Source organism: Tateyamaria algicola (assembly GCF_047715485.1).
Classification (GTDB): Bacteria; Pseudomonadota; Alphaproteobacteria; order Rhodobacterales; family Rhodobacteraceae; genus Tateyamaria.
Map to the genome: position 1 here is coordinate 2,376,376 of NZ_CP180422.1, position 24,951 is coordinate 2,401,326.

At 59.9% G+C, this 24,951-nt stretch carries 24 protein-coding genes and 2 pseudogenes; 13 read left to right on the plus strand and 13 right to left on the minus strand.

The features are described 5' to 3' along the window. The first annotated feature begins 102 nt into the window (after positions 1 to 102). Positions 103 to 756 (plus strand): peroxiredoxin, encoded by a 654-nt coding sequence (locus tag ACMHLQ_RS14035; protein ID WP_415401285.1) that lies wholly within the window; start codon positions 103 to 105, stop codon positions 754 to 756. A gap of 41 nt (positions 757 to 797) precedes the next feature. Here the strand turns inward: ACMHLQ_RS14035 and ACMHLQ_RS14040 are convergent, their stop codons facing one another. From ACMHLQ_RS14040 to ACMHLQ_RS14055, 4 genes and pseudogenes are all read right to left on the minus strand, one after another. Then, the gene (locus ACMHLQ_RS14040) at positions 798 to 1,571 is read right to left on the minus strand and encodes an FkbM family methyltransferase (RefSeq protein ID WP_415401286.1); all 774 of its coding nucleotides are present in this window, start codon (positions 1,569 to 1,571) and stop codon (positions 798 to 800) included. Continuing rightward, positions 1,549 to 3,630 carry a rhamnan synthesis F family protein gene (locus tag ACMHLQ_RS14045; RefSeq protein WP_415401287.1) on the minus strand — a complete coding sequence of 694 codons (2,082 nt, stop codon included), beginning with the start codon at positions 3,628 to 3,630 and terminating at the stop codon, positions 1,549 to 1,551. The genes ACMHLQ_RS14040 and ACMHLQ_RS14045 overlap by 23 nt, the downstream gene beginning before the upstream one ends. Before the next feature lie 146 nt (positions 3,631 to 3,776). Continuing rightward, positions 3,777 to 5,911, minus strand: a pseudogene (gene pnp, locus ACMHLQ_RS14050) (polyribonucleotide nucleotidyltransferase). Positions 5,912 to 6,085: 174 nt separating this feature from the next. Further along, complete coding sequence (locus tag ACMHLQ_RS14055) at positions 6,086 to 6,604, minus strand: hypothetical protein (protein ID WP_415401288.1); 519 nt, start codon at positions 6,602 to 6,604, stop codon at positions 6,086 to 6,088. Between the two features lie 79 nt (positions 6,605 to 6,683). Between ACMHLQ_RS14055 and ACMHLQ_RS14060 the strand changes: the two genes are divergently transcribed. The 10 genes and pseudogenes from ACMHLQ_RS14060 to ACMHLQ_RS14105 all read left to right on the plus strand — a co-directional run bounded on the left by ACMHLQ_RS14060 (position 6,684) and on the right by ACMHLQ_RS14105 (position 17,503). After that, complete coding sequence (locus ACMHLQ_RS14060) at positions 6,684 to 7,571, plus strand: NAD-dependent epimerase/dehydratase family protein (RefSeq protein WP_415401289.1); 888 nt, start codon at positions 6,684 to 6,686, stop codon at positions 7,569 to 7,571. A 600-nt stretch (positions 7,572 to 8,171) separates the two neighbouring features. Further along, positions 8,172 to 9,578, plus strand: coding sequence for an FAD-binding protein (locus tag ACMHLQ_RS14065; protein ID WP_415405288.1), 1,407 nt, complete (start codon positions 8,172 to 8,174; stop codon positions 9,576 to 9,578). 52 nt (positions 9,579 to 9,630) lie between these two features. Beyond that, positions 9,631 to 11,202, plus strand: coding sequence for a multicopper oxidase family protein (locus ACMHLQ_RS14070; protein ID WP_415401290.1), 1,572 nt, complete (start codon positions 9,631 to 9,633; stop codon positions 11,200 to 11,202). Between the two features lie 308 nt (positions 11,203 to 11,510). Next, the gene (locus tag ACMHLQ_RS14075; protein WP_415401291.1) at positions 11,511 to 12,620 is read left to right on the plus strand and encodes an alkene reductase; all 1,110 of its coding nucleotides are present in this window, start codon (positions 11,511 to 11,513) and stop codon (positions 12,618 to 12,620) included. A gap of 27 nt (positions 12,621 to 12,647) precedes the next feature. After that, a complete protein-coding gene (locus ACMHLQ_RS14080) occupies positions 12,648 to 13,241 on the plus strand; it encodes a TetR/AcrR family transcriptional regulator (protein WP_415401292.1) in 594 nt (197 codons plus the stop codon). A 2-nt stretch (positions 13,242 to 13,243) separates the two neighbouring features. Beyond that, entirely contained in the window at positions 13,244 to 13,540 is a 297-nt protein-coding gene (locus ACMHLQ_RS14085) for a YciI family protein (protein ID WP_415401293.1), read from the plus strand. Continuing rightward, positions 13,537 to 14,150, plus strand: a pseudogene (locus tag ACMHLQ_RS14090) (DNA-3-methyladenine glycosylase I). The gene ACMHLQ_RS14085 and the pseudogene ACMHLQ_RS14090 overlap by 4 nt, the downstream one beginning before the upstream one ends. A gap of 105 nt (positions 14,151 to 14,255) precedes the next feature. Further along, positions 14,256 to 15,407 carry a class C beta-lactamase gene (gene ampC / locus ACMHLQ_RS14095; RefSeq protein WP_415401294.1) on the plus strand — a complete coding sequence of 384 codons (1,152 nt, stop codon included), beginning with the start codon at positions 14,256 to 14,258 and terminating at the stop codon, positions 15,405 to 15,407. 125 nt (positions 15,408 to 15,532) lie between these two features. Next, a complete protein-coding gene (locus ACMHLQ_RS14100) occupies positions 15,533 to 16,612 on the plus strand; it encodes a tartrate dehydrogenase (RefSeq protein WP_415401295.1) in 1,080 nt (359 codons plus the stop codon). A gap of 144 nt (positions 16,613 to 16,756) precedes the next feature. After that, positions 16,757 to 17,503, plus strand: a complete 747-nt coding sequence (locus tag ACMHLQ_RS14105) for an alpha/beta fold hydrolase (protein ID WP_415405289.1) — start codon at positions 16,757 to 16,759, stop codon at positions 17,501 to 17,503. Between the two features lie 456 nt (positions 17,504 to 17,959). Here ACMHLQ_RS14105 and rpsO read toward each other — a convergent pair whose 3' ends face one another. The 7 genes from rpsO to rbfA all read right to left on the minus strand — a co-directional run bounded on the left by rpsO (position 17,960) and on the right by rbfA (position 22,764). Then, positions 17,960 to 18,229, minus strand: a complete 270-nt coding sequence (gene rpsO / locus ACMHLQ_RS14110; protein ID WP_415401296.1) for a 30S ribosomal protein S15 — start codon at positions 18,227 to 18,229, stop codon at positions 17,960 to 17,962. A gap of 143 nt (positions 18,230 to 18,372) precedes the next feature. Further along, a complete protein-coding gene (locus ACMHLQ_RS14115) occupies positions 18,373 to 19,305 on the minus strand; it encodes a calcium-binding protein (RefSeq protein WP_415401298.1) in 933 nt (310 codons plus the stop codon). A 106-nt stretch (positions 19,306 to 19,411) separates the two neighbouring features. Next, positions 19,412 to 19,936, minus strand: a complete 525-nt coding sequence (locus ACMHLQ_RS14120; protein WP_415401299.1) for a DUF1643 domain-containing protein — start codon at positions 19,934 to 19,936, stop codon at positions 19,412 to 19,414. Positions 19,937 to 19,988: 52 nt separating this feature from the next. Beyond that, positions 19,989 to 20,492, minus strand: coding sequence for a hypothetical protein (locus ACMHLQ_RS14125; RefSeq protein WP_415401300.1), 504 nt, complete (start codon positions 20,490 to 20,492; stop codon positions 19,989 to 19,991). A 179-nt stretch (positions 20,493 to 20,671) separates the two neighbouring features. After that, a complete protein-coding gene (gene truB / locus ACMHLQ_RS14130) occupies positions 20,672 to 21,577 on the minus strand; it encodes a tRNA pseudouridine(55) synthase TruB (protein ID WP_415401301.1) in 906 nt (301 codons plus the stop codon). Between the two features lie 60 nt (positions 21,578 to 21,637). Then, positions 21,638 to 22,354: a phosphodiester glycosidase family protein gene (locus ACMHLQ_RS14135; protein WP_415405290.1), complete on the minus strand. Its 717-nt coding sequence runs from the start codon at positions 22,352 to 22,354 to the stop codon at positions 21,638 to 21,640. A 14-nt stretch (positions 22,355 to 22,368) separates the two neighbouring features. Further along, complete coding sequence (rbfA, locus tag ACMHLQ_RS14140; protein WP_415401302.1) at positions 22,369 to 22,764, minus strand: 30S ribosome-binding factor RbfA; 396 nt, start codon at positions 22,762 to 22,764, stop codon at positions 22,369 to 22,371. Between the two features lie 86 nt (positions 22,765 to 22,850). Here rbfA and dapB point away from each other — a divergent pair, with 86 nt between their 5' ends. Further along, positions 22,851 to 23,666: a 4-hydroxy-tetrahydrodipicolinate reductase gene (gene dapB / locus ACMHLQ_RS14145; RefSeq protein ID WP_415401304.1), complete on the plus strand. Its 816-nt coding sequence runs from the start codon at positions 22,851 to 22,853 to the stop codon at positions 23,664 to 23,666. 146 nt (positions 23,667 to 23,812) lie between these two features. Beyond that, on the plus strand, positions 23,813 to 24,166 hold the full coding sequence (locus ACMHLQ_RS14150; protein ID WP_415401305.1) for a dihydrodipicolinate reductase: 354 nt from the start codon (positions 23,813 to 23,815) through the stop codon (positions 24,164 to 24,166). Between the two features lie 16 nt (positions 24,167 to 24,182). Here the strand turns inward: ACMHLQ_RS14150 and ACMHLQ_RS14155 are convergent, their stop codons facing one another. Together ACMHLQ_RS14155 and ACMHLQ_RS14160 are read right to left on the minus strand one after the other, a co-directional pair. Next, on the minus strand, positions 24,183 to 24,629 hold the full coding sequence (locus ACMHLQ_RS14155) for a GNAT family N-acetyltransferase (RefSeq protein WP_415401306.1): 447 nt from the start codon (positions 24,627 to 24,629) through the stop codon (positions 24,183 to 24,185). Positions 24,630 to 24,695: 66 nt separating this feature from the next. Then, positions 24,696 to 24,878 carry a DUF1674 domain-containing protein gene (locus ACMHLQ_RS14160; RefSeq protein WP_415401307.1) on the minus strand — a complete coding sequence of 61 codons (183 nt, stop codon included), beginning with the start codon at positions 24,876 to 24,878 and terminating at the stop codon, positions 24,696 to 24,698. Between the last annotated feature and the right edge of the window lie 73 nt (positions 24,879 to 24,951).

The window sequence follows — 24,951 nt, forward strand, 5'->3', positions numbered from 1 at the left end:
GGACTTTGGCACCCTGTGTGCGGGGCGGCAAGACGGGGGGATGAAAACGGCTGCGCGATGCCTTAGGTTGCGTTTGATGACATTATCCTGACGGAGGACACCATGGGTTTGCGCATTAACGACACGATCCCCGATTTGACGGTCGAAACGGACCACGGCACCATTTCGCTGCACGAGTGGATTGGCGACAGCTGGGCCATTCTTTTTTCGCACCCCAAGGATTTCACCCCTGTCTGCACGACTGAATTCGGTGCGGTGGCACAACTGGCGGACGAGTGGGAAAAGCGCGGCACCAAGGTGATCGGCGTGTCCGTGGACGGGGTCGAGGACCACAAGAAGTGGAAGGGCGACATCGAGAAGGTCGCAGGCACCACGGCCGGTTTCCCCATCATCGCCGATGCGGGGCTGGAAGTGTCCAAGGCCTTTGACATGCTGCCAGCCGAAGCCTACCTGCCCGATGGCCGCACGCCTGCGGACAGTGCGACCGTGCGCTCGGTCTTTATCATTGGCCCGGACAAGCAGTTGAAACTGTCGATGACCTATCCGATGACCGTGGGCCGCAACTTTGCCGAGGTGCTGCGCGCGCTCGACGGGTTGCAGACATCCGTGGGCAAGGGGGTGGCGACGCCTGCGAACTGGAATGTGGGTGATGACGTGATCATCCCCGCGACCGTGTCGGACGAGGACGCCAAGGCCAAGTTCGGTGAGTTCACCACCGTGCTGCCCTATCTGCGGACCACCAAGGCGCCCAGCTAACGCGAATGCGGGCAGACGGCGCGTGTCGTCGGCTGCCCGCCCTAGCCCTGTTCGATCTTTTCGAACGCGACCACCTGTTCGGACGACAGTTCGATCCGGGGGTAGAGCCCGGCGCCCAGGCAGGCGTCGAATATCCGCTTCATGCCCATCCGTGACATCACCGCAGGGTGCAGTTCCAGCACCAGCGCGCGCAGTGTCGACAGATCGCAGTTGGGAATCACCACCTCCTCCGCGCCTTCGATGTCGCAGACAAGGACCGTGGGTTTGAATTCCTGCACCACGGCGTTGATGTCCAGCACGGGGATCTCGATGGCCTCTTCGCTCATCTCGGTCTGAAAGATCGAGCCTTCGGAAAAGTACTTGTGCACATGGAACATGCGCGTGTCCGAGGCGGGGTCGGGTTCGAGCATCGCGTGCGTCACGGAGACATTGGTGATGTCGTTGAGGCGGTGCAGCTCTGCGATGTGGGGCAGCAGGTTCGGGTTCGCCTCGAAGCTGCGGATTTCGACGCCCTCGGCCATGCGACTGATCAGGCCGGACACGATGCCAAGGCCCGTGCCCATCTCGAGGATGCGGTCGCCCGACTGCACCATGCCTTCAGCGGCGCGCAGTTCGGGGCGTTCATAGGCGTCTTCGGCGATCTGGATCAGGATGGGCAGGGGCATATGCCCTTCGGTCACCGGCACGGTGATCCCGTGATATTCGATGGGTGTCCCCGCCTCGATCTGACGTACGTATTTCAGGTGGGGGTTTTCGGGGGGACGGCGGCGGAACAGACGCAAACGGATATCCTCAGGCGTTGAGTTTCGGGGCATGCACCGCAGGCGGCGCGTCGGTCTGGAACCCTTTCGAGCGCCGTATCATTTCCATCTCGTCTTGTATGATACGCCCGTTCGGCCCTTCAAGCATTTTGCTGAACGCGTACATCACATCCGAGTCGCCCTGATAGATGCCCAAGGGCGATTTTTTCACGAAGGGGAACTGGTGATGCTTGTGCAGGAACTCGGGCAGCACATAGCTGATGCCAAAGCGCGCAGCGGTGGCGAGGATCAGCTTGATCGTCTCTTGCCGGTCCGCTGCAGAGCGGTGGGCGTCAATGCTGGGCAGGACGTTGTCGAGCACTTCCTTCATGATCCATTCGCCCAGAAACACCATGTTGTGGGCGTAGTGCTGCAATTCGTCATCCGTACACTTGGCCAGTTGATCAGGCAGTGTGCGCATGTCGTAGGTCGCGCCATGGGTGAACCCGGTGTCGATGGCAAAGCGGCTCATCCCCATTTCACCCCGACGCACGACCTTGTTCTTTTTCTCGCTCAGCACATAGGTCGCCCAGAACCGGTGGTAGCGCTTGTCGCGCAGCATGTTCTTGCCCACCAGGATCGCGTAGGAGCAGTAGTGGAATTCGCTGAGGCTGGTGTCGTAGTCCCACTGGATCGTCTGGTATTGATCACGCGGCACACGCGGGATGCCAAAGCTCGTGGCGGCCCCTGCATAGTCAACGCCCAGTGCTTCGGCCTGTTCCAGCCAGTTTTGGGTGCCGGGCACAGGGAACCAAGAGCTGTCATTCAGGAAGGCGACGTATTCCAGATCGTCGATCTCGGACACAAGGCTCATGAACCCTTCGCGGTAGCCGCCAAAGTCGTAGCCCAGATTGGGCCGCGACAGGAATTGCCAGGTGTTGTCGGCCAGATAGGCCTGATCGACCTCTGACAGGGGCAGGTTCGAGATCACGAAAGGCGCATAGCCGCTTTCGCGGATATGAGCGATGGAGGCCTTGTGGCTGGGCAACAGCCCGTCGCGTGCATAGACGAGGTAGATGGCAACCCGGTCGCCGCGTGGCACCTGCCCCATGGACCGTTTGATGTGCTTGCGCTGCACAGCGTCGTGTACCTTGGTGCGAAACCAGATGTCATACAGCGCGCGGGGGGCCGCCATGCTTTGATGCACCAGCCGCTTGAGCTCGCGCCGCAATTTCCAGCCCGGCATGTGAAAGACCTGCGGCGGAATCTCGGACACATCGCCGTAGAATTTCGTCGGGTAGCGGACCCCGATGTAAAAGCCGACCGCCTTGGCCCGTTTGCGCGCCGAACCCCAAGTGGTGGGCGACAAAAGCTGCCCGATGGCATGCAGGATCGAACGCGCGCGCGCAAAGGGGCGTTTGTGCCGTTCCATTGCAAAGATGCGGGATCGGCCAAGGTGGAACCCCTTGAACTTGGCCACCTCGGGACGACGCCCGGAGGATTGGCCGGACAGGTGCGTGATATGCGCATCCGGCACAAAGATCAGCCGCCCACCCCCATTGACCAGCCGCAGGGACCAGTCGTCATCCTCGTGATAGAGGAAAATCCGGGGGTCGAACTGCACCTGCCGCAGCACCTTGGTGCGGGCAAAGATGGCCGATCCAGCCAGAACCGGCACATCGCACTCGGTTTCTGGCCATCCGCGGGGCAACCATTGCGAACGGGGCAGCAAAACCGAGCGGCGTTTGAAATGCGGCTTGCCGTCCTGAAAGGCGATGCGCGGGTTGAAGGCGGCCATGCCTTCATAGCGACCCGCAGCCGCGATCAGCGCGGGCAGCGTGTTTTCCTCGATTTGCGTGTCCGGGTTCAGCAGAAAGACAAACTCGGTCTCGACCGCGCGCACGCCCTTGTTGCACCCCTCGCCGAAACCGAGGTTGCGGTCATTGTGCACGACGCGGGTGTGGGGCCGGGACTTGGCCATGAGGTCAAGCTCGTCGCCATCCCGTCCCGCATTGTTGACGATCACCACGGGGCTGTCTGCGGGCAGGGTGGGCAGCATCTGGGCCAGGGCGTCGGCGCTGTTGTAGCTGACCGTAACGATGGTCACGTCAGATGCTGAAAACTCTTGAGCCATTTCCGAGACCTTAATGCGTCTTCCCGGCACCCTCGCGCGCCTTGTCGTTCGCTCTACCGCGCCCGGTTTTGGGCCGCAAGCAAGGCGGGAAACAAAAAAGGCCCCGGCGCGGTTGCCGGGGCCTGATCTGTCGAGAAGTGGCGGGATTATTCCTCTGCCGCTTCCTCTTTCTTCACTTCTTCGCCGGTTTCCTGATCGACAACTTTCATCGACAGGCGAACCTTGCCGCGATCGTCAAAGCCCAGCAGCTTGACCTTGACCTCCTGGCCTTCCTTCAACACGTCCGAAGGATGGTTCAGGCGGCGGTTTTCGATCTGGGACACGTGCACCAGGCCGTCGCGCTTGCCGAAGAAGTTCACGAAGGCGCCGAAATCGACGATCTTCACGACGGTGCCGGTGTAAATGGCGCCTTCCTCCGGTTCGGCCACGATCGAGTGGATCATGTCATAGGCCTTCTTGATGGCTTCGCCGTTGGGCGAGGCGATCTTGATGATGCCGTCGTCGTTGATGTCGACCTTGGCGCCCGACACTTCGACAATTTCGCGGATCACTTTACCGCCCGAACCGATGACCTCACGGATTTTGTCCGTGGGCACCTGCATGGTTTCGATGCGTGGGGCGTGGACCGAGAATTCGGCGGCACCAGTGATGGCTTTGCCCATTTCGCCCAGGATGTGCATCCGGCCGTCTTTGGCCTGTGCGAGGGCTTTCTCCATGATCTCGGGCGTGATGCCTGCGATCTTGATGTCCATCTGCAGCGAGGTGATGCCGTTTTCGGTGCCTGCCACTTTGAAGTCCATGTCGCCCAGGTGGTCTTCGTCACCCAGAATGTCGGACAGGATGGCGTAGCTGCCGTCTTCCTCTAGGATCAGGCCCATGGCCACACCGGCAACCGCGTTCTTGAGCGGCACACCCGCATCCATCATCGACAGCGAGCCGCCGCAGACGGACGCCATCGAGGACGAACCGTTGGATTCGGTGATTTCCGACACCAGACGCACGGTGTAGGGGAAGTCGGTGCTGGCAGGCAGCACGGCCTGCAACGCGCGCCATGCCAGTTTGCCGTGACCGATTTCGCGACGGCCGGGAGGGCCCACGCGACCCGCTTCACCCACCGAATAGGGGGGAAGTTGTAGTGCAGCAGGAAGTTCGATTTGAAGTTGCCGTGCAGCGCGTCGATGAACTGTTCATCATCGCCGGTGCCCAGTGTGGTCACGACCAGACCTTGGGTTTCACCACGGGTGAACAGGGCCGAACCGTGTGTCCGGGGCAGCAGGCCCGTCTGGCACAAGATGTCGCGGATCTCGTCGGTTTTGCGACCGTCGATGCGGGTGCCGGTTTTCACAACGTCACCGCGCAAGATGGACGCTTCGAGCTTTTTGAGGGCGGAACCGAGGTTGCCGTCTTCTTGCTGCTCTTCGCTCAGCGCGTCGACAATCGCGGTGCGGGCGGCAGAGACGGCGCTTGTCCGCTCTTGCTTGTCACTGATGGCGAAGGCGGCGCGCATCTGGGTTTCGCCTGCCGCTTTGACCGCTTCGTACAGGTCCGAATAGTCGGGGGCCTGGAAGTCGAAGGGTTCCTTGGCGGATTCTTCGGCCAGCGCGATGATCAGGTCGATCACGGGCTGGATTTGCTCGTGCGCGAAGTTCACGGCGCCCAGCATCTCTGCTTCGGACAGCTCGTAAGCTTCGGATTCCACCATCATCACGGCGTCTTTGGTGCCGGCCACAACCAGGTCGAGGCGCTGATCAGGGTTCAGGCGCAGGTCCTGCATGTCGTCGACGGTGGGGTTCAGGATGTATTCGCCATCCTCGTAACCCACGCGTGCACCGGCGATGGGGCCCATGAACGGCGCACCCGAGATGGTCAGGGCAGCCGAGGCCGCGATCATCGCGACGATGTCGGGGTCGTTGACCAGATCGTGGGACAGAACGGTGCACATCACCAGCACTTCGTGCTTGAAGCCGGAGACGAACAGGGGCCGGATCGGACGGTCGATCAGGCGGGCGGTCAGGGTTTCTTTCTCGGTGGGCCGTGCCTCACGCTTGAAGAAGCCGCCGGGGATCTTGCCCGCGGCGTAGTATTTTTCCTGGTAGTGGACGGTCAGGGGAAAGAAATCCTGACCCGGTTTTGGCGACTTGGCAAAAGTCACGTTCGCCATGACGCTGGTTTCGCCCAGCGTGGCAATCACGGAGCCGTCAGCCTGACGGGCAACCTTGCCGGTTTCCAGTGTGAGCGTTTCCTCGCCCCACTGCATCGATTTTTTCACTTCGTTGAACATCTATGTTTCCTAAGTTGGCCCGATTGGCCATTTGCATAGGGGGCGTATTCCCCCTGACCCCGATATCTTGTTTGGCGGGCGCTAGGGTCCGGGCGCCGTGCTTTCAGATTGTGCGCGCATACAGCAGAATGGGCCGAATTGAAAGCGCCCAGGCCCTGCGGCGCTTGCGCACCCTTACCAGGGCCTTTTGGGCGGTGTGGCAAAGGCGATGGGGGCATCCGGAAACAGGTCGTCGGTGTCCGCCCCGGGGGCGGGTGTACCCCATTTCCGCATCCATTTCGCCGGTGGGGCGAGGGTGCCGCCCGCGTGCCATTCGAAGTATCCCAGCGCACCCGGACAGGGGATGGGATCGCAGGGTTCGGGGTCTTTCAGGGTGAGGCCCGCAACACCGCCGAACCACTCGCTGTCGGAGTCGGTGATGATCCCCGTCACTTCGACCGAGCCAATGATGCATCCGCGCGGCAGGTCCAGCGGGTGGGGGCAGCCGACCCCGTGTTTGTGCAGGCGCCAGTGCAGATAACGAAACTCGTCCTCTTTCAACCCGGCCGCAGCATGCAGCGCGATGCGCCCTGGCCCCATGCGGCCCGCTCGGATCGACCCAAGTGTGCGGTTTTCAATCGGCTTGTGCCCCGCGATGATCGCCCAGGCCGACGGCTGGCGGACGGAAAGGGCGAGGCGGGGCAAGTCGTGCATATGCGAAAGCTAGGGCGCTTTGGGCGCTGGTCCAACCGTCCCCGCGCGCCTATGTTTGCGCAAACGAGAGGGGGTTGGCATGCGGATTTTGTTTACGGGCGGGTCAGGCAAGGCGGGGCGACATGCCTGCGCCTATCTGCGGGATCAGGGCCACCGGGTGGTGAATTTCGACCGGGTGCCGCTGGGCATGGACGGGATCGACGACCGCCTTGGGGATATGACTGATGCCGGTCAGGTGTTCGATGTTATGCAAAGCTATGCCGGTTTTGACGAATTGGTGCCGGGGACGGGTGTGCCATCTTTCGATGCGGTCGTGCATTTCGCCGCCGTGCCACGCATTCTGGTGGTGGGCGATAACGAGACCTATCGCACCAACGTCATGGGCACCTACAATGTCATCGACGCCGCACTGAAGGCGGGGGTGCGCAAGGTGATCTTTGCCTCGTCCGAGACGACCTATGGCGTCTGTTTCGCGGACGGCGAACGCAAGCCCGATTACCTGCCGCTGGACGAGGACCACCCGGTGATCCCCGAGGACAGCTATGCCATGTCCAAGGTTGCCAATGAGGTCACGGCGCGCAGTTTTCAACGCCGTTCGGGCGCGGATATCTACGGGTTGCGTATCAACAACGTGATCGAGCCGCACGAATATGCGGAAAACTTCCCGGCCTATGTCGAGAATCCGGACCTGCGCCTGCGCAACTTCTTCGCCTATATCGATGCGCGCGATCTGGGACAGATGGTGCAGTGCTGTCTGGACACGGACGGCCTTGGGTTCGAGGTATTCAACGTCTCGAATGATGACCACTCGGTAGACTTGGACACGGACGCACTGGTCGCGCGATATTACGAGGGTGTGCCGGTGGGGGAGATGGGCCCGCGCGAGACGTTTTACTCCAACGCGAAGGCAAAGCGGCTGGTTGGGTTCCAGCCTCTACATTCGTGGCGGACCTGTTTGGAGAGTTGAGACGGGCCAGGCCCTGCCGTTTTGAGGCATCTCGCCATCGCAAGCCATTGCGACTGGTGAAGAAAATACCACGCGACATCCTGCGACCATCTACGCGTAGTTTGCCGTCGGGCTTTTGATAGCAAGGTGCCAAACGCGCCATTTGCGCAGCGCTCAAGCAGAGAAGAACAGGCATGTCACCGCTCCATTTCCGAAGCGGTAAATCGCGCCCAATACCGGAAATCAATGGGCCCTGACCCTAACGTATTCCAGCCACCAACGATCCTCCCAACTTCTGAACAGGTCTGCCGCTCAGTCGCGGGCCGCTTGAAGGGCTATTCCAGAATTCGTTTTGTAGGAGCCGGATTTCGCCGTAACCTCCAGCATATTGTTGTGTGAATACTGAAAATTGATTTTGGGGAAGTCTGTCATGGGCGAGGGAAAACCGCATTCTTTAGAGGACCTGATTAAAAAAGCTAAAGAGGAAAAAAACATTTCCTGGCGCGCGGGACCGAGGCCTATGAGGAGCTACGGCCCGTTCACAATGATCGGCTACAGAAACACCCGGCCCTGATCGTTCCCTGCAAAAACGCGCTGGATGTCCAGTGGTGGTTTCGGAACCTGGAGCATGTTGGCGTCGCTGTCTCACTCCGTTCTGGGGGTCATCACCATGAGGCGATGTGCTCCAACACTGACGGTGTGGTGCTGATGGCGCCCAGTGGGGATGGGATCGAAATCGACACCAATGCCAACACGATGTGGGTTCACTCCGGCTTGCGTTTGCGCGCCGTGATTGCCGCACTGGGCGCGAAACACCGGCTTTTGCCCACGGGCGGCTGCGACACTGTAAACGTGGGCGGGCTGACCCATGGCGGTGGCTGGGGTTTGTCCACGCGCCAGTTTGGTCTGACCTCGGATGCCTTGTTGGCGGTCGAGATGGTGTTGCCCAACGGTGATATCGTCGTGCTGGATCAAACCGGCTTTCTGGATGGCACATCGACGACGCTGGGTGTTGATCCCGTTGATCTGTTTTGGGCGATCCGCGGGGGCGGCGGCGGCAATTTCGGCATGGTGACGAAATTTCAGTTCCAGATTTTTGATCCACCGAACGCCTACACGGAATTCACGCTGCAGTGGGATAAACCGGCGCGTGTCGATGCGGCAGTTGCCTGGGCCGAGCTGTGCAGGCTGGGGGACAAGGCCCTGAACACATTCGCGCGCATGACCGTGGTCGAAGAAGACCCGCAATACATCTTTTACAACAACCCGCCCTTTGTTGTCGGGGGGCGATATTATGGCACCGAAGAGCAGTGCAGATACGCCCTTCACAACCTGATGGAAAAGGCAGCCCCCAAATATGCCGCGTTTAGAGAGCGGAATCTGGATGACCCGATAAGCTTTTTTGACAAGCATATGGCGGCGATGGGTGCTGCGCCGCCCCTGGACCCCGACGCGGATTTTGATGATCCCGATGTGGAGCGGATGAACCCGCAAGGCTATGCCTTGCAGGTCGGCGCGAAACAGAAACTTGGTCCGCCCAATACCTGCATATTCGAGCCAGAGCCGCACAAAGTCAGTTCGACCTTCCCGAACACAACGGATGACGCCGCGCTGTTTTCCGCGGCCGCCGACTATCTGGATGCCTTCGAAGATCCCAGTGACAGCTTTGACGGCACCAACCTTTATCTCAGTCTGCACGGGATGGGCGGGCGCATGGCAGAGTTCGACGACAGCAAAGGTGCATTTCCGTGGCGGGACAGACCCTACATGCTGCAAATCCAGGCCTGGTGGCATCCGGGTTCAAAGTGCCCCGAGCAGGAGGAGAAGGTGCTGGATTGGGTGCGGCAATTCCGTGTGTTGTTGGAAAGCCATTGCACAGGGGCCTTCATCAACTTTCCCGATCACGAACAAGACACGCACCAATACTATGGGGCCTCCTTCGAACGGCTCGGCGGGATCAAGGCGCAGGTGGACGAAAAGAACCTGCTGAAATTCGACATGGGGATTGATCCGATTTTCCTAAGGTAAACGGTTTCAGGCCGGAGTGTGGTCATTGAAAACAAATAGATAGCGAGGAAGTATGCCTCCTGATCATTATCGCACAAACCTGCGCCGCCGCACGACATTGGCGATGCTGTTGGCCGGGGTCGCCCTTCCGGCGACCGCTTTGCGCACCGGTGCGCAATCGCGCCCGTTGTCCATTCCCGGTGTATCGGACAATCCCAAACCCCACGATGTGCCATTCGATGAACCGACAGTGATCGACGCAGAGGGCGGTTTCCTGGATGCAGAACTGGACATCTCATTGCGCGAGATCGAGCACGAGGGCCAGGTGCTGCGCTACCGCAATTACAATGGCCATTTTGTCGGCCCGACCCTGCGCGCGGCACCTGGGGACAGGATGTATGTCTATCTGAAAAACAATCTCAGCGATGATGGCGGCCACACCCACACCAGCATGAAAGGGATGCGCAGCCCGCACGGACCCAATGTCACCAATCTACATACCCACGGCTTGTGGATTTCCCCGCGCGCGCCGTCCGATGATGTGACGCTCAGTATCGAGCCGGGTAAAGACTACAACTACGAATTCAGGATCGAAAAAGAGCATGTGTCGGGAACATTCTGGTATCATCCGCACAAACATGGCTCGGTCGAAAGCCAGGTGAAACAAGGCATGGCCGGTGCGATCATTATCACGGGTGGCATCGATGAATTGGACGGGATCAAGGATGCCGAAGATCGCCTTCTGGTCATTCAGCAGATCGAGCCTGAGCCGTCGCCCGGGGCCGCCGCGGCGGTCAAGACCATTCAGGACATCGCGGGCCGACCCAACAAAACCACGACGATCAACGCGTTGCATGCGCCGACGATCACGCTGAGCGAAAAGGGGTTGGAGCGCTGGCGGTTCGTCGCTGCCAACACGCATGACTTCCTGCATATTGAGCTGCGCGAGGCAGGCACCGGTCGCAACGAAGACATGCACGTCATCGCCTATGACGGGATCCCGGTGCAGGACGTGAGGGCGGTGTCAGAATTCAGTATGGCATCTGGCAACCGCGTGGATGTGTTGGTGCGGCCCACCAAATCCGCGATCTATGAGATCTGGAAGCGGGGCGATGCAGGTCAATTCGATCAGATCCCCGATGACGAACTGATTGGGTTTCTGGACGCGCGCAGCATTCCCGACACCCGCGCGGACATCCCCCAGACAATCCCGGGGAAATACTCCCATCCCCACATTCATAAGGAAGAATTGAACAAACCGACGCGCACGGTTGTGTTTTCGGTCGACAGAACGGATCCGGACAACCCGATTTTCCTGATCGACGGCAATGAATATGATGAAGACACGCCAAATCAATTGCTTGACGTGAAGGGCGTGGAGGAATGGCACATTCTGAATACGAATGGCTTCATGCATCCCTTCCATATCCACGTGAACCCGTTCGAGATTGTCGAGACCTCCGACAATTCTGTGCGGCCGGGCACGTGGCTCGATACGGTGCGCCTGCCGCCTGGCACGGAAGACAATCCCGGCTATGTCAAAATGCGCACGAGGTATCAGAAATTCACCGGGAAGTTCGTGTTGCACTGCCATATTCTGGCGCATGAAGACCGCGGCATGATGCAGAATGTCATAATCAGCTAACGCCAGCCTCACGTCCGGTTTTTCCCGCGCGTTCTCAAGTGATGTCCAGAGAAGCGGTGGTCGCAATCAGATTGCCGCCGACCCGTCCTTTCTGTCGCGTTTTCCGGCTGCAATCGGCACGGCGGTGCGCAGGTCTTCGCAAAATTGAAAACGACAGACTGGCGGCGCCAGCCGGCTGCCATCCGCGGCAGACACGCACCTTTCCGCGAGGATTCCGGCCCGAGACAAGAAACCTGTTGACCATTTAGGACATTTGTCCCATAAGATCAAATTAGGACAACTGACCTAGAATCACAGGCGAACAAATGATGACAAAAAACCTCTTCTCCAAAGTCTCCCTAGAGGGCCTCGAACTGCAAAACCGGATGGTGATGGCCCCCATGTCCCGCAGCAGGGCCGAAGAGGGTGGCGTGCCCGGGCAGATGATGGCTGACCATTACAGCGATCGTGCAACCGCAGGGCTTATCATTTCAGAATCCGCACCTGTCTCGCGACAAGGCGTCGGATACCCAAACACACCGGGTCTGTTTACCCAGCAGCAAACCGCAGGCTGGCTGCGCGTTCTGAATTCCGTCAGATCCCAAGGCGGTCGCATGTTTGCGCAGCTTCAGCATTGCGGCCGGATATCCCATTCCTCTCACCAAGAGGGCAACGAAGTGCCGGTCGCCCCCTCCGCCCTCAGGCCAGCAGGCTCTGCCTTCACATCCAGCGGGTACCAGGACTTTGACACCCCTCGTCGACTTGAAACTCTGGAAATTCCCGGTGTCGTGGATCAATTCCGTCTTGCGGCGCAGAATGCGCGGGATGCCGGCTTTGATGGTGTCGAAGTGCATGGCGCAAACGGTTATCTCATTGACCAGTTTCTTCGCGATGGAACCAACACGCGCACGGATGGCTACGGCGGATCAGTCGAAAACAGAGCGCGGTTTCTTCAGGAAGTGCTTGATGCGGTTGCTACGGTGTTCCCGGCAGAGCGCATCGGCCTAAAGTTGTCTCCGGAAAACAACTTCAACGGAATGTCCGACACAAACCCTCAAAGGCACTTCGAAAGGATTGTCGAAATGATCGCAGATCGCGGATTGGCATACCTTCATGTGACCGAGGCCAGCATGGGAATCACCGGCCACATTGAGGGGTCCGCAAGGGACGTGAACTATGGCAAGCTCAGGACCCTCTTTCCAGGCATCTACATTGCGAACAACGGATACTCCAAGGCAGCGGCGGAAACTGCAATTCAATCCGGCCACGCCGATCTTGTCGCCTTTGGGGCACCGTTCCTGGCCAACCCCGACCTCGTGAGGCGTTTCCGCGAAGATTTGCCTCTGAACACCATAGACAGGACGACATTTTATGCAGGAGGTGAAACGGGATACAACGACTACCCCGCCGCTGGCCCAAACCTGATGTCGGCAGCCTAAGGTGATACCAAACCGGAAGGACCAACAATGGCAGCAACCACAACACGGGAAAAGATCGTAACCTCCGCCGATCAACTGTTCTACGAACGCGGGTTCGAGGCCACATCGTTCGCGGATGTTGCCCAAGTCGTCGGTATCTCGAGGGGTAACTTTTACTATCACTTCAAAACCAAGGACGAGATCCTTGATGCGGTCATTGAACGCCGCATCAAGGATCGCCACGACATGCTCGAAGGCTGGGTCGACAGCGACCAAACCCCGAAAGACTGCGTTGCCAGTTTCATTCGCATTTTGCTGATGAACAACAAAAAGATCCGATCTTTCGGATGCCCGGTCGGCACTTTGTTTTCCGAGCTTGCAAAGCTGGACCACCCTGGCGGTTCAGGCGCCCGAGAGTTGTTTGACCTGTTCCGCATCTGGCTACGTCACCGTTTCAAAGAGATGGGGCGCGTGACCGATGCCGATGATCTGGCAATGCATATTCTTGCCCGCAGTCAGGGTGCCGCCACACTCGCCAATGCCTACCCGGATGAGCCGTTTCTGGAAGCGGAAGTCGCGCAAATGCTTGCCTGGCTCGACGCCGTTGCCGGACAGCAAAGCCAAGCTGAAACAAAGGACTGAACATGTACATCATTACACTGACACTAACTGCGCTGAAGTCAAAAGCACCAGATTTCATGGCCGCCCATAACGACTGGATCGCTCAAGGGTTTGATGACGGGGTTTTTCTGTTGGTTGGCAGCCTTAAGCCGCAAGGTGGTGGTGCTATCCTCGCTCTGGGCACCGATATGGCTTTGCTGGAACATCGTGTGGCGCAGGATCCGTTTGTCCGTGAAGGGATCGCAACGCCGCACATTCAGCAAGTCGCTCCCGGTCGAGTGGATGCGCGGCTTGCGTTCCTGAAAGACAGCGCGGCATGACGGGCTTTGTCGGGCCGGATGGGCACCCACGGTGCCGGTGGTGCGGTGGTGCGCCCGAGTTTCTCGATTACCACGATCGTGAATGGGGTTTTCCTGTTTCGGACGACATTCGGCTGTTTGAAAAGCTGTGCCTCGAGAGCTTTCAATCCGGGCTAAGTTGGCGAACCATCCTCAACAAGCGCGAGGGCTTTCGCGCGGCATTCGATGGTTTCGATTTCCACAAGGTCGCCCATTACGGTGCAGGGGACGTAGATCGCCTGCTGAGTGATCCGAACATCGTGCGCCATCGCGGAAAAATCACCGCAGTCATCAACAATGCAGCCCGCGCTGTGGACATGGTCGAGGCGGAGGGATCACTTGCCGCATTTTTTGGGGGTTTGAACCGGGACCAGATGAAATTGGCGTTCCTCAGACGCAATCGACCAGCCAGAGTTCTGTTGCCTTGGCGAAAGAGCTTAAGAAGCGCGGGTGGAAGTTTCTTGGACCGACCACGGTGTTTGCATTCATGCAAGCGATGGGGCTCATCAACGACCACAGCGAGGGCTGCATAACCCGCGCTGCAGTTGATGTCGCACGTCGGAAATTCCAGCGCCCCGCCAGCGCACACTGAATTGCCAAAACCGCCTTCCTGCATATGTGAATCGAACGCGTTTTCGGTGTCCCCGATGTTCAAAGCGCATATGCCAGCCGAAACAAACTCAAGGAGGCGCACCCTTTGAAAACGGTTCTTGGCCTGGCCCTAGTCCTCACCCATGTCGCGACTGTTGCCCTGTCAGGGCCGCTTACCGAAACCAGATTCCAACAGATCAGCGAAACGGTGTTCGGTCCGGTCATCGAAGCCCATGACATCCCCGGCATGGCAATCGGTGTGACCCATGGCGGCGAAACCTACATCTACACCTACGGTGTCGCTGTCCGGGAAACCTCGCAACCCGTAACGTCGGACACCCTTTTTGAGCTTGGTTCGGTCAGCAAGCTCTTCAATGTGGCATTGGCAGGGTTGGCCGAGGCGCGTGGGCACCTGTCTTTGGAGCATCCGGTGTCGGACTGGATACCTGGCGTCGAAGGAAGCGCTTTTGATACGATCACGCTCTACGACCTCGCCGCTCATGCCAACGGCGGCTTACCGCTCCAGGTCCCCGGCCAGATCAGAAGTGCCCAGGATCTAACGCAATGGCTGGCAAAATGGAAATCCGAAGACGATCCCAGGCGCATTCGATCCTATTCCAATCTGAGCATTGGGCTGCTGGGCATGATCACTGGCGCAGCATTTGGCAGCGACTACGAAACGGCTCTGGAACAGGAACTGTTGGCTGAACTCGGGCTCAAGAGCACCTATTTGACAGTCCCCGAAGCCGCCATGCCACGTTATGCTTTTGGGTATCACCGGTTTGGTGGCAACCCCGTCCGCGCCAAGCTGGGCTTTCTGGATGCTGAGGCTTACGGGGTAAAGTCCTCCGTTACAGACATGGTCCGATTTCTCGAGGCGCATCTTGGCACGCGTTCCACGACGGCAGATGTGCAGGCGGCGCTCCTTCGGACTCGCGAGGCTCGCTATGATACGGCGCATTTTGCGCAGGCCATGATTTGGGAAGGATACCCATGGCCCGTTTCCGCAGAACAGCTGACCGCCGGAAACAGCCGCGAGATGGCGCTTGCACCGCAGACGATGACAAGGAAGGACGCGCCGGTCGATGGCCCTTTGTTTTTTAACAAGACAGGGGCGACCAGCGGTTTCGGTGCGTATGTCGCCATGGTGCCGGGAAAAGACATTGGCGTGGTCGTCTTGGCGAACCGAAACTACCCAAACCCGGTGCGATCGGCAGCGACGTTACAGTTGATACTCGAGATCGTCGGCGCGGAGTAACCGACCAGCAAGAGAGGACAGGTGGTCTAACACTCCCGTCCGCCAAGGCAGACCCCTGCGCCGCGCTTCTGTTGCTCGACTTCACAGACTGGCTTACTCAGGGCGCACCCATAAGGACAAAGCACATGCCAAAGAACAGCTGGAAAATTGCTGTCATCCCTGGCGACGGGATCGGGAAAGAAACCACACCGGAAGGCATTCGTGTTCTGGAGGCGGCCTCGAAACGGTTCGATCTCGGATTCGATTTTGACCATTACGACTTTGCTTGCGCCGACTATTTCGAAAAACATGGGCAAATGCTTCCCGATGATTGGAAAGACCAGTTGATCGGAAGTGACGCACTGTTTTTTGGGGCCGTCGGATGGCCCAAAGTTGTGCCTGATCATATCTCGCTTTGGGGATCGCTCATCCAATTTCGCCGGGAATTCGATCAATATGTCAGTTTGCGCCCTGCGCGCGCCATGCCCGGTGTTCCGCTGCCGTTGGCGGGTCGCTCCCCCGGCGAAATTGACATGATGATCGTGCGCGAGAACACCGAAGGTGAATACTCGTCCATCGGCGGGAAGATGTTCCCAGGAACGGATCGAGAGATTGTTCTGCAAGAAACCGTGATGAGCCGGGTCGGTGTCGACCGCATCTTGAAATATGCATTTGATCTGGCGGGAAAGCGCGGCAAGCATCTGACATCTGCCACCAAATCCAACGGAATCTCGATTACGATGCCCTATTGGGACGAGCGGGTTGCCGAGATGGCCGCGAAATACCCCGACATCAAGGTTGATAAGTATCATATCGACATTTTGACGGCCCAGTTTGTCCTGCACCCGGACTGGTTCGATGTTGTTGTAGCATCCAACCTCTTTGGCGACATCCTGTCTGACCTGGGCCCAGCTTGCACTGGTACAATTGGGATAGCACCTTCGGGAAACATCAACCCGGAGGGGAAATTCCCCTCGCTGTTTGAACCGGTCCATGGCTCGGCGCCAGACATTGCGGGACAAGGTATCGCCAACCCGGTCGGGCAGATTTGGGCCGCGGCCATGATGCTGGAACATCTGGGTGCACAAGAGGCCAGCACGTCGATTATCGCCGCGATTGAACGGGTGTTGTCGCAGGATGCCCTGCGCACGCCCGACCTTGGCGGACCAGCCGACACCAAGATTTGTGGCGCGGCAATTGCAGACGCCGTGCTGGACGGGCTGTAAGTGGTCGCATCTGCTTTCCTAACGGGTTTTGATGTCCAAAGAACCCAATTGCATGACCTCAGCATCAACTATGCCAGTGCCGGGACAGGACCGCCGATATTGCTGTTGCACGGCCATCCGCAAACCCATGTGGTCTGGCGCAAAGTGGCCCCACGCCTCGTAGAGGCAGGCCACCGCGTGATTGCCCCTGATTTGAGAGGCTATGGCGACAGCGACAAGCCAGCCAGTGATCCATCGCACCTGCCGTATTCCAAACGGGTGATGGCAGCCGATCAGATCGCCTTGATGAAACAGTTGGGCCACGAGAGGTTTTCGGTGGTCGGCCATGATCGTGGTGGCCGGGTCGCGCACCGCCTCGCGCTTGATTTTCCTGAGGTGGTCGATCGCCTCGTCGTTCTGGATATCGCACCCATGCAAACGATGTATGCGCAAACCAATCAAGAGTTCGCAACGCGGTATTTCTGGTGGTTTTTCCTGATCCAACCCGATGGACTGCCCGAGAAGATGATCGCGTCGGATCCCGAATACTTCCTGCGCAGACATATCGCGGGCCAAGTGAAGATCGAAGGGTCCGTGGACGAGGCCACGATTGCCGAATACCTGCGCAGCTACCGTGATCCGGCGACACTGCATGCGATTTGCGAAGACTACCGAGCGGCTGCGAGCATTGATCTGGAGCACGATCGCGAAGATCAGACCAGTAGCGTCAACGCTCCATTATTGGCTATTTGGGGTGAGCAAAGCACTGTCGGCGAGCTTTATGACGTCAAAGCGACCTGGCAGGAAAAAGCAAACCACGTCTCGGGGGTCGCTCTGTCATGCGGACATGCAATCCCCGAGGAAGCGCCAGTAGAGTTAACCAGACACATTCTTGGATTTCTGACGGGCTGAGGCAACGTGATTAGGCACGGAGTTGGCGACAACATACCTCCGAAAATGCTCGACGGTGTAACGGTTGAGCGGGAAACTTTCGTCGATAGGCAACCATTGGAGAGCCTATGAGACATTATCGTCAAGTGCGATCCTAACCCACAACATAGTATTCCCGGATGATCTTTTCGTGGCCTCAAAGATTTACGCGAGGCTTAGAGATCACGTTCGGAATGCTCGACGTTGAACCAACGGCAAAATAGCCTGCGAAATGAGACTTACGGAACATCTTGGCCGTGCGTCCGCAGCGTGACGCAAGGTTGGCCAACGGCAATTCCCCACCTCAACCAATGTCGGCTTCAGTCGCTGAGTGGCTACTGGTGCATTTCGAAGATATGGGTTCCAACCAGACGTGCGGAGTCAAAAAAACCGCGCTTTCAAAGCGCGGTTCTTGTTGTCTTAGCGGGTGCGCGGCGCTTAGCGGCGCAGGCCCAAGCGCTTGATCAGGTCCTGGTAGCGCGCTTCGTCCTTGGCTTTGGTGTAGTCCAGAAGCTTGCGGCGCAGTGCAACCATTTTCAGCAGACCGCGGCGGCCGTGGTTGTCTTTCTTGTGCGTCTTGAAGTGCTCGGTCAGCGTCGCGATGCGCGAGGACAGGATGGCCACCTGGACTTCGGGCGAACCGGTGTCGCCTTCCTTGGTGGCGAATTCTTTCATGACGCGGGCTTTTTCTTCGGGCGTGATCGACATCGGGATCTCCTTTGCAGGTTGGTGTGAGACGCCACAGGCCGGGATGTCGTCCAGCGCAGGGCCAAATAAAACCCCGGTGAATGCCGGGGATGCGCGCGTATAGGAGAGAATCGCGGCGATGGCAAAGCCTATTTTGCAACCGATCAGAGTGGGGCGAGACCGGAGGACTGCGCGAGGCTGAGCGGCATGATCGCAATATCCTCGATCGAGATGTCGGCACCGTTCAGCACATTGGCGACGGCCACACCGTCCATCAGAACCTGTGTCGTCCCAGGGTCAACGGGATCTGGCTGGAGCGTGATTTCCGGGATGTCTGCGGCATCGTCATAAACCAGCAGGATATTGTCGTCCTCTGCGTTGAAATCGTTGATGTCCGCCGTCCCGTCACCGGTGATCCAATCGCCCGCGACGATGGTATCTGAGCCTTCGCCCGCAGTGACGGTGTCCCCTTCGCCTGCGATGATGGTGTCATCGCCCGCGCCGCCATTCAGGTAGTCGCCCTCGTCCGTGTCTTGCACGCCGTCCTCGGTTTCATCATCGACCACGCCGTTGACCACATCATTGCCATAGCCGCCGAACAGTGAATCCTGTCCCGCGCCGCCCTCAAGCGTGTCGTCATCAAGGCCGCCATGCACTGCATCGTCCCCTGCGCCGCCGTCCAACACGTCGTTTTGCATGCCGCCATGCAGCGTGTCGTCGCCTGCGCCACCTTGCAGTGTATCGTCGTCGTTGTGGCCATAAAGCGCGTCATTGCCCGTGCCGCCATCCAGCACGTCCTGGTCATCCTGACCATGCAGCGTGTCATCGCCACCAGCGCCTGTGAGGGTGTCGTTCCCTTCCCCACCATAAAGCGTATCACTGCCCTCGGTGCTGATCAGTTCATCATTGCCGTCGCTGCCAAGCGGCAAGGTTTCCTGCGCCTCGTCCTCCGCGCCGGCGGTGTCAGTGTCCTGCTTGTCCGAGCCGTCCTTGACCCTTTCCGGCCCGTCCTCGTCCTCTTCGGTCCCGGTGCCCATGTCGATCACACCTACGGCACCGACCGCCATCAGACCCATTAATCCCGCAAGCCACAACATCACTGATTCCCATACTCAGGGCGCATTTGCCCACGTCAGAGATACGGCGATTTGGCCCAGTGGCGCAAAGCGTTTTGGGACTTCTGGTTAACCAACAGTGTAGGGTTCAGCCGTGATCAGCAGGTGCTGACCAGCGTTCGGGATGTTGCGTGTATGGCAGGTAGAGCGGGTGTTTCGGATGCCCTGCTTTGGACAGACCAAGGTGATACAGCGGCCTGTCTGTTCTGTGCAGCAGCGCGGCCACCGTGGCCCCGCGATCCAGATGCGCACCATGCGTGCCCCAGGCGGCGATCACGTCATCCGCCCAAGTCGCGCGGTCGAAGATGGCGGCGTCATTGCCGGGCCCGACGGGATCGCTGGCCGCTTTCATCGCGCGGGGATCTGTGTCGCGCCAGGCAAAGATGTTGGTGACGGCAAAGCTGCCATAGCCCAGCGTGCGCGCCCGCCGTTCGCAGCGTTCGACCGTGGGGTCGTTCTGCACCTCGGTCGCGGTGGACGGGTTCAGCATGACAAAGTTCACGCGCTTTCCGCTGTCGTCCCAGATGCGCGTCAGGCTGTAGCGGTAGCGTTCGCAATCGGAATAGATGGCCGTCGAGGGCGCATCGCCCTTGGTATGTGTACGCGTGATCATGGGGCGGTTCTGCCAGTGACAGACCGCCCCATCAATCGGATTATTGCGCGCCTTACTCGGCAGGCACGGCCATGGGTGCGCGGCGCAGGTCGAGGACGGCGCCCTTGGCCTCCATGATTGCGGCGGCGACGAGGGCGTAGACGATGTGCCCCCAGAGTGCGACCCAGGTGATCCCGGTGAAGCCGAGGAAGGGTTTGTTGCCTGTCACGAGGTGCGCCATGACGTAAAGGGCAAAGACCCAGAGGGCGACGCCGTAGGCCACGGCCGTGATCGACCAGTGCAGGCGCGGTGCGACGGCAAGTTGCAGGGGGCGGGCGATGGCAAACCAGCCCACCGCGTAAAAGATCAGGCCCGTCAGGGCGTGGAGCAGGTGCGCCGCACCCGAGGGGTTGGCGCCAAAGATCGCCTTGAGCGAGGCCCCAGCAAGGCCGACCGGGGCGAGTTTGGCATAGCCAAAGAGCGGGCTGAGCGCCTGCCCGAACGCATCGAATGCGATGGTGGCAAAGGCGCCTGCAGTCAGGACGGTGCCGATGGTGCGAAGGGTAACTTGGGTCATGTTCTGTCTCCCATAAAGGAACGGTGTGGCGTGTGATGGGAGTAATATGGACTGACCGGTTCCGAACAAATAGCCCGCCTCACGCAGGGCTTATCTGGCGTGCGGATTCTGTAACAATTGGGCGGGTTTTGGGGCCGCAACGGGCGCAGCGCCCGGCGCAACCTGTAACAATCGACGTCTTACAGGTTGAACACGCGGGCCGGGTGCAGCTCGCCTGCCTTGTAGCGGCCCACGGCCACAGGCACCCCGTCCAGAGAGGCCCAGCATTCGTCGCCATATTCCACGTCCGAGGCCAGCACCATGCCGGGATTGCCGTTGCGCATGCGCGTGGCCCCTTCGGGTGTGGCCTTGACCTCTGGCAGGTCGGCAAGCCCGTCGGCGACGGGGCGCAGGTGGGTGTCGAGGTCGGGGCTTTGCGCCATCTCCTCGATCTGGTCCATGGTCAGGCCGTCCGTCGCCTCGAACGGGCCGGACCAGATGCGGCGCAACTCGCGCACATGCCCATAGCAGCCCAGGGCTTCGCCCAGATCGCGGGCGATAGAGCGGACATAGCCGCCCTTGCCGCAGATCATCTCGAGCGTGACGTGATCGGCATCGGGGCGGTCGGTCAAAACCAGTTCCTCGACCCAGAGCGGGCGGGCGGCGATCTCTACATCCTCGCCATCACGTGCGAGCTTGTAGGCGCGCTGGCCGTCGATCTTGACGGCGGAAAACTTGGGCGGGATCTGCATGATGTCCCCGACAAAGGGGCCAAGCGCGTCCTTGATCTGATCATCCGTCGGGCGCACATCGGATGTGGCGATGACTTCACCCTCGGCATCGTCGGTGTTGGTGGCTTGACCCAGCCGCACGGTAAAACGGTAGGCCTTGAGCGCGTCGGTGATGTAGGGCACCGTCTTGGTCGCCTCGCCCAGGGCCACGGCCAGAACGCCGGTGGCATCCGGATCCAGCGTGCCGGCATGCCCGGCCTTTTTCGCACCAAACGCCCAGCGGACCTTGTTCACCACGGCAGTGGATGTGGGGCCTGCGGGTTTGTCGACGACCAGCCAGCCGGAAATATCGCGCCCTTTGCGTGTGCGGCCCATGTGTCGCCCCTGTTGTCCTTGCAGTGAAGGCCGCCGCCTAGCGCAGGGCCGGTCGCCTTGTCAATTGGCCGCTTCGACCGTGCCGACAATGGGGCCCATGGAAAAGCCGATGTCGTTGCGATTGAGGTCGGGCGCATAGAGGCGCGAGATGTTCCCGTCGAGGAACAGCGCATTGGGCAGCTTGAGGTGATCGCGGAACAGCGAGCCGAACTCGTGAAACGTGACCGAACTGCGCGAGATGGCAAAGACCGCGCGCGTGCCATCTGCCGAGGTGCCGACGCCATTGCGCACATAGCGCGAGGTGCTGTCGGGCAGAAAACGCGGGTGCAGCGCGCCGTCGATCACCAGCATGGGCCCCGATTGAGTGGCATGGGTGCAGTCGGGTTGACGGGCCAGAAAGGCTTGCGTTTCGAACACGTCCGCACGGTTCGGGCGCAGGCACAGAATGCCATTGGGCACGAGGCCAAAGTTGCCTGGACCCGCATTGGGGATCACGCGCATCAGTTCCTTGCCGTCTTCGACATAGTGGCCGACGGGCGCGCGGTTGTCGTGGTACATGCCCGCGTTCATGGCAAAGCCAAGGCGCTTGCCATCGGCGCTCAGGGCACGGTCCACCGCGCTGAACTGGCCCAGTACGCCACCGTCGTCGTCATACAGGAACAGCCGCAATTCTTCTGCCGCCAGATCGACCTCGCAGATGGAATAGCCGATGCCCTCGAAGCGGATATTCTCGCACGTCACCGCCCATGCAGGCGCGGCACAGGCCAGAAACGCCATTAGGGCGGCGCGTATCACGCGTCGGTATCGCGGCGCACCGCGTCCTGTTCCAGCATGCGGCGGGTGTCGTCCATGCGGTCAAAGGTTTCGTCCAGCTGGAACCGCAGGTCTGGCGCGAATTTCAGCGCCAGCTTTTTCGAGATTGCGCGCCGCAGCTCGCCCTTGTTGCGGCCCAGTAGCTTGAGCACTTCGTCCTGCCCCTGACCGCCCAGCGGCAGCACATAGGCCGTCGCGATCTTGAGATCGGGAGAGGTGCGCACTTCGCCCACGGTGATGGACATACGGTTCAGGTCGGGGTCGTGCACGTCGCCGCGCGCCAGCACCTCGGATAGTGTGCGGCGGATCAATTCGCCCACCCGCAGTTGCCGTTGCGAGGGGCCGGGGCCGTCGTGGAATTTGTTCTTTGCCATGCGCCCCATCTAAGTCAGGCGCATCTCTTTGCCAAGCGGGCCGTGTCAGGTTAGGACAGCGGGAAACCGCCAAGAAGGGTCGAAACATGTCAGAACTGCCGGGTATCGTGATTGCAGGCGCGTCAGGCCGGATGGGTCAGATGCTGATCCGCTCTGTGCTGGAGAGTGACAAGATGCGTCTTGTGGGCGCGCTGGAACGTCCGGGCCATGACTGGGTGGGCCGCGATGTGGGCGAGGCCATGGGTGGTGCGCCCTTGGGCGCGGCTGTCTTTGACGACGCACTTGAGCCGATGGCACAGGCGCAGGCGGTCATCGATTTCACTGCCCCCGAAGCGACCATCGCACTCAGCCATGTGGCTGCGCAGGCGCGCGCGGTTCATGTGATCGGCACCACCGGCATGACCGAGGCGCAGATTGCGCAACTGGAACCGGCCTCGCGTCACTGCGCCATCGTGCGGGCGGGCAACATGAGCCTTGGGGTCAATCTGCTGGTGCAACTGACCAAGCAGGTCGCTGCCGCGCTGGACGAGGATTTCGACATCGAGGTGATCGAGGCGCATCACCATCACAAGGTCGATGCCCCCTCTGGCACAGCGCTGATGCTGGGCGAGGCGGCCGCCGAGGGGCGTGGCGTCAATCTGGCAAAAGTCCGCGATGCCGCGCGCGACGGGATCACAGGCGCGCGCAAACGGGGCGACATCGGCTTTTCCGCCATTCGGGGTGGCGACATCGTGGGTGAGCATGACGTGCTGTTCTCTGGCCCGGGCGAGCGGATCGTGCTGCGCCATATGGCGACGGATCGGGCGCTCTTTGCCAAGGGTGCGCTCAAGGCCGCCCTTTGGGCACAGGACAAGGCGCCGGGTGAATACGACATGCTGGACGTGCTGGGCCTCAAGGGCTGAAATCCCGGCAAGTCCCCGCCCATTTTTGTCAAATGCGCGGGGATCGGCACAGATTTGTCGAAATTTTTCCCACGGAGTGAACCAAACGCCCTGCACCCTCGTATGTGTTGGCAAGATGTGCGCCAACTTACGAAGGTATTTGTATCATGCGCTTTATCGCTATCGCTGCTGCCGCGGCACTTCTTTCCGGGCCTGCCATGGCCGAATTGGTCAAGGTCGATGACCAGACCAGGTTCGTGCAACTGGTCAATGGCAAGACGTTGACCCGGCCCCTGGTCAAGCTGACCGTGTCGCCCGATGGGCGTATCGAAGGGCGTGGCGCGCGCTGGGATATCGAAGGCACGTGGTCATGGCGCGACGGTTACTTCTGCCGCGATTTGTTCTGGGGTGGCGATGCGCTTGGCTACAACTGTCAGGAAGTGCAGGCGACCGAAGACGGCCGGATCAAGTTCACCTCGGACGAGGGGCGCGGCGACAGCGCCATGTTCCGCCTGCGTTAATGTTGGCCTTGGCCTGTCACTTGTCGAGTTGATAGGTGACCCAGTTGCTTTTGCTCGCGTGGCGGTCGTAAACGGCCCGCGCCCTGTAATTGGTGTCTGACGTCATCCATCTGACAACGTCCCAGCCCTGTTCCCTGGCATAGGCGCCAACGGCTTCGATCATCCGATCAACGATGCCTTGGCCACGCGCGCCCGGTGCCACGAACATGTCGTCAATATAGGCGCCCACCGTGGCAGGCATCGGGCGTTCGTAGGATCGAAAGTGGACAAAGCCGACGAGGTGCCTGTCAGCGCCTTCGACAACGAAACAGCGTGTCTGGGCGGATGGGTCATGTATCCAGCCCCAAACGCGGTTGCGCATCTCGGCGGTTTGTTCCTGCTTGCCCGAGGCACAGTAGGCCGCAAACAGGGTGTCCCACCCGGCGCGATCACCTTCTTCTGCCTGTCGTATCGTCACTGCCATGTTTCACCCGGTCGTCTGTTGATCCGAAGATGACAGTATCCGGGCGCGTGGCAACTGCCATGCGGGTCAGAAATCGACGGCGATGCCCTTTTTCTCCCAATCCCCGTAACGGACCGGTTCAGGGCCATCGCGCCCGCCCAGTTCCGTGGGCAACTCCAGCTCTTTCGCGGCCTTGCGCCGTGCCTCGGCCTCGGCCAATGCGCGCTGTGCGGCGGGGGGCAGATCGGGGTTGGGGCTATCGTCTGACATGTCGTCTTCCTTACGGGGCATTGCCTTGATATACGCCCGACCTTAGCCCGGGCAAGCGGGTGTGACATTTTCG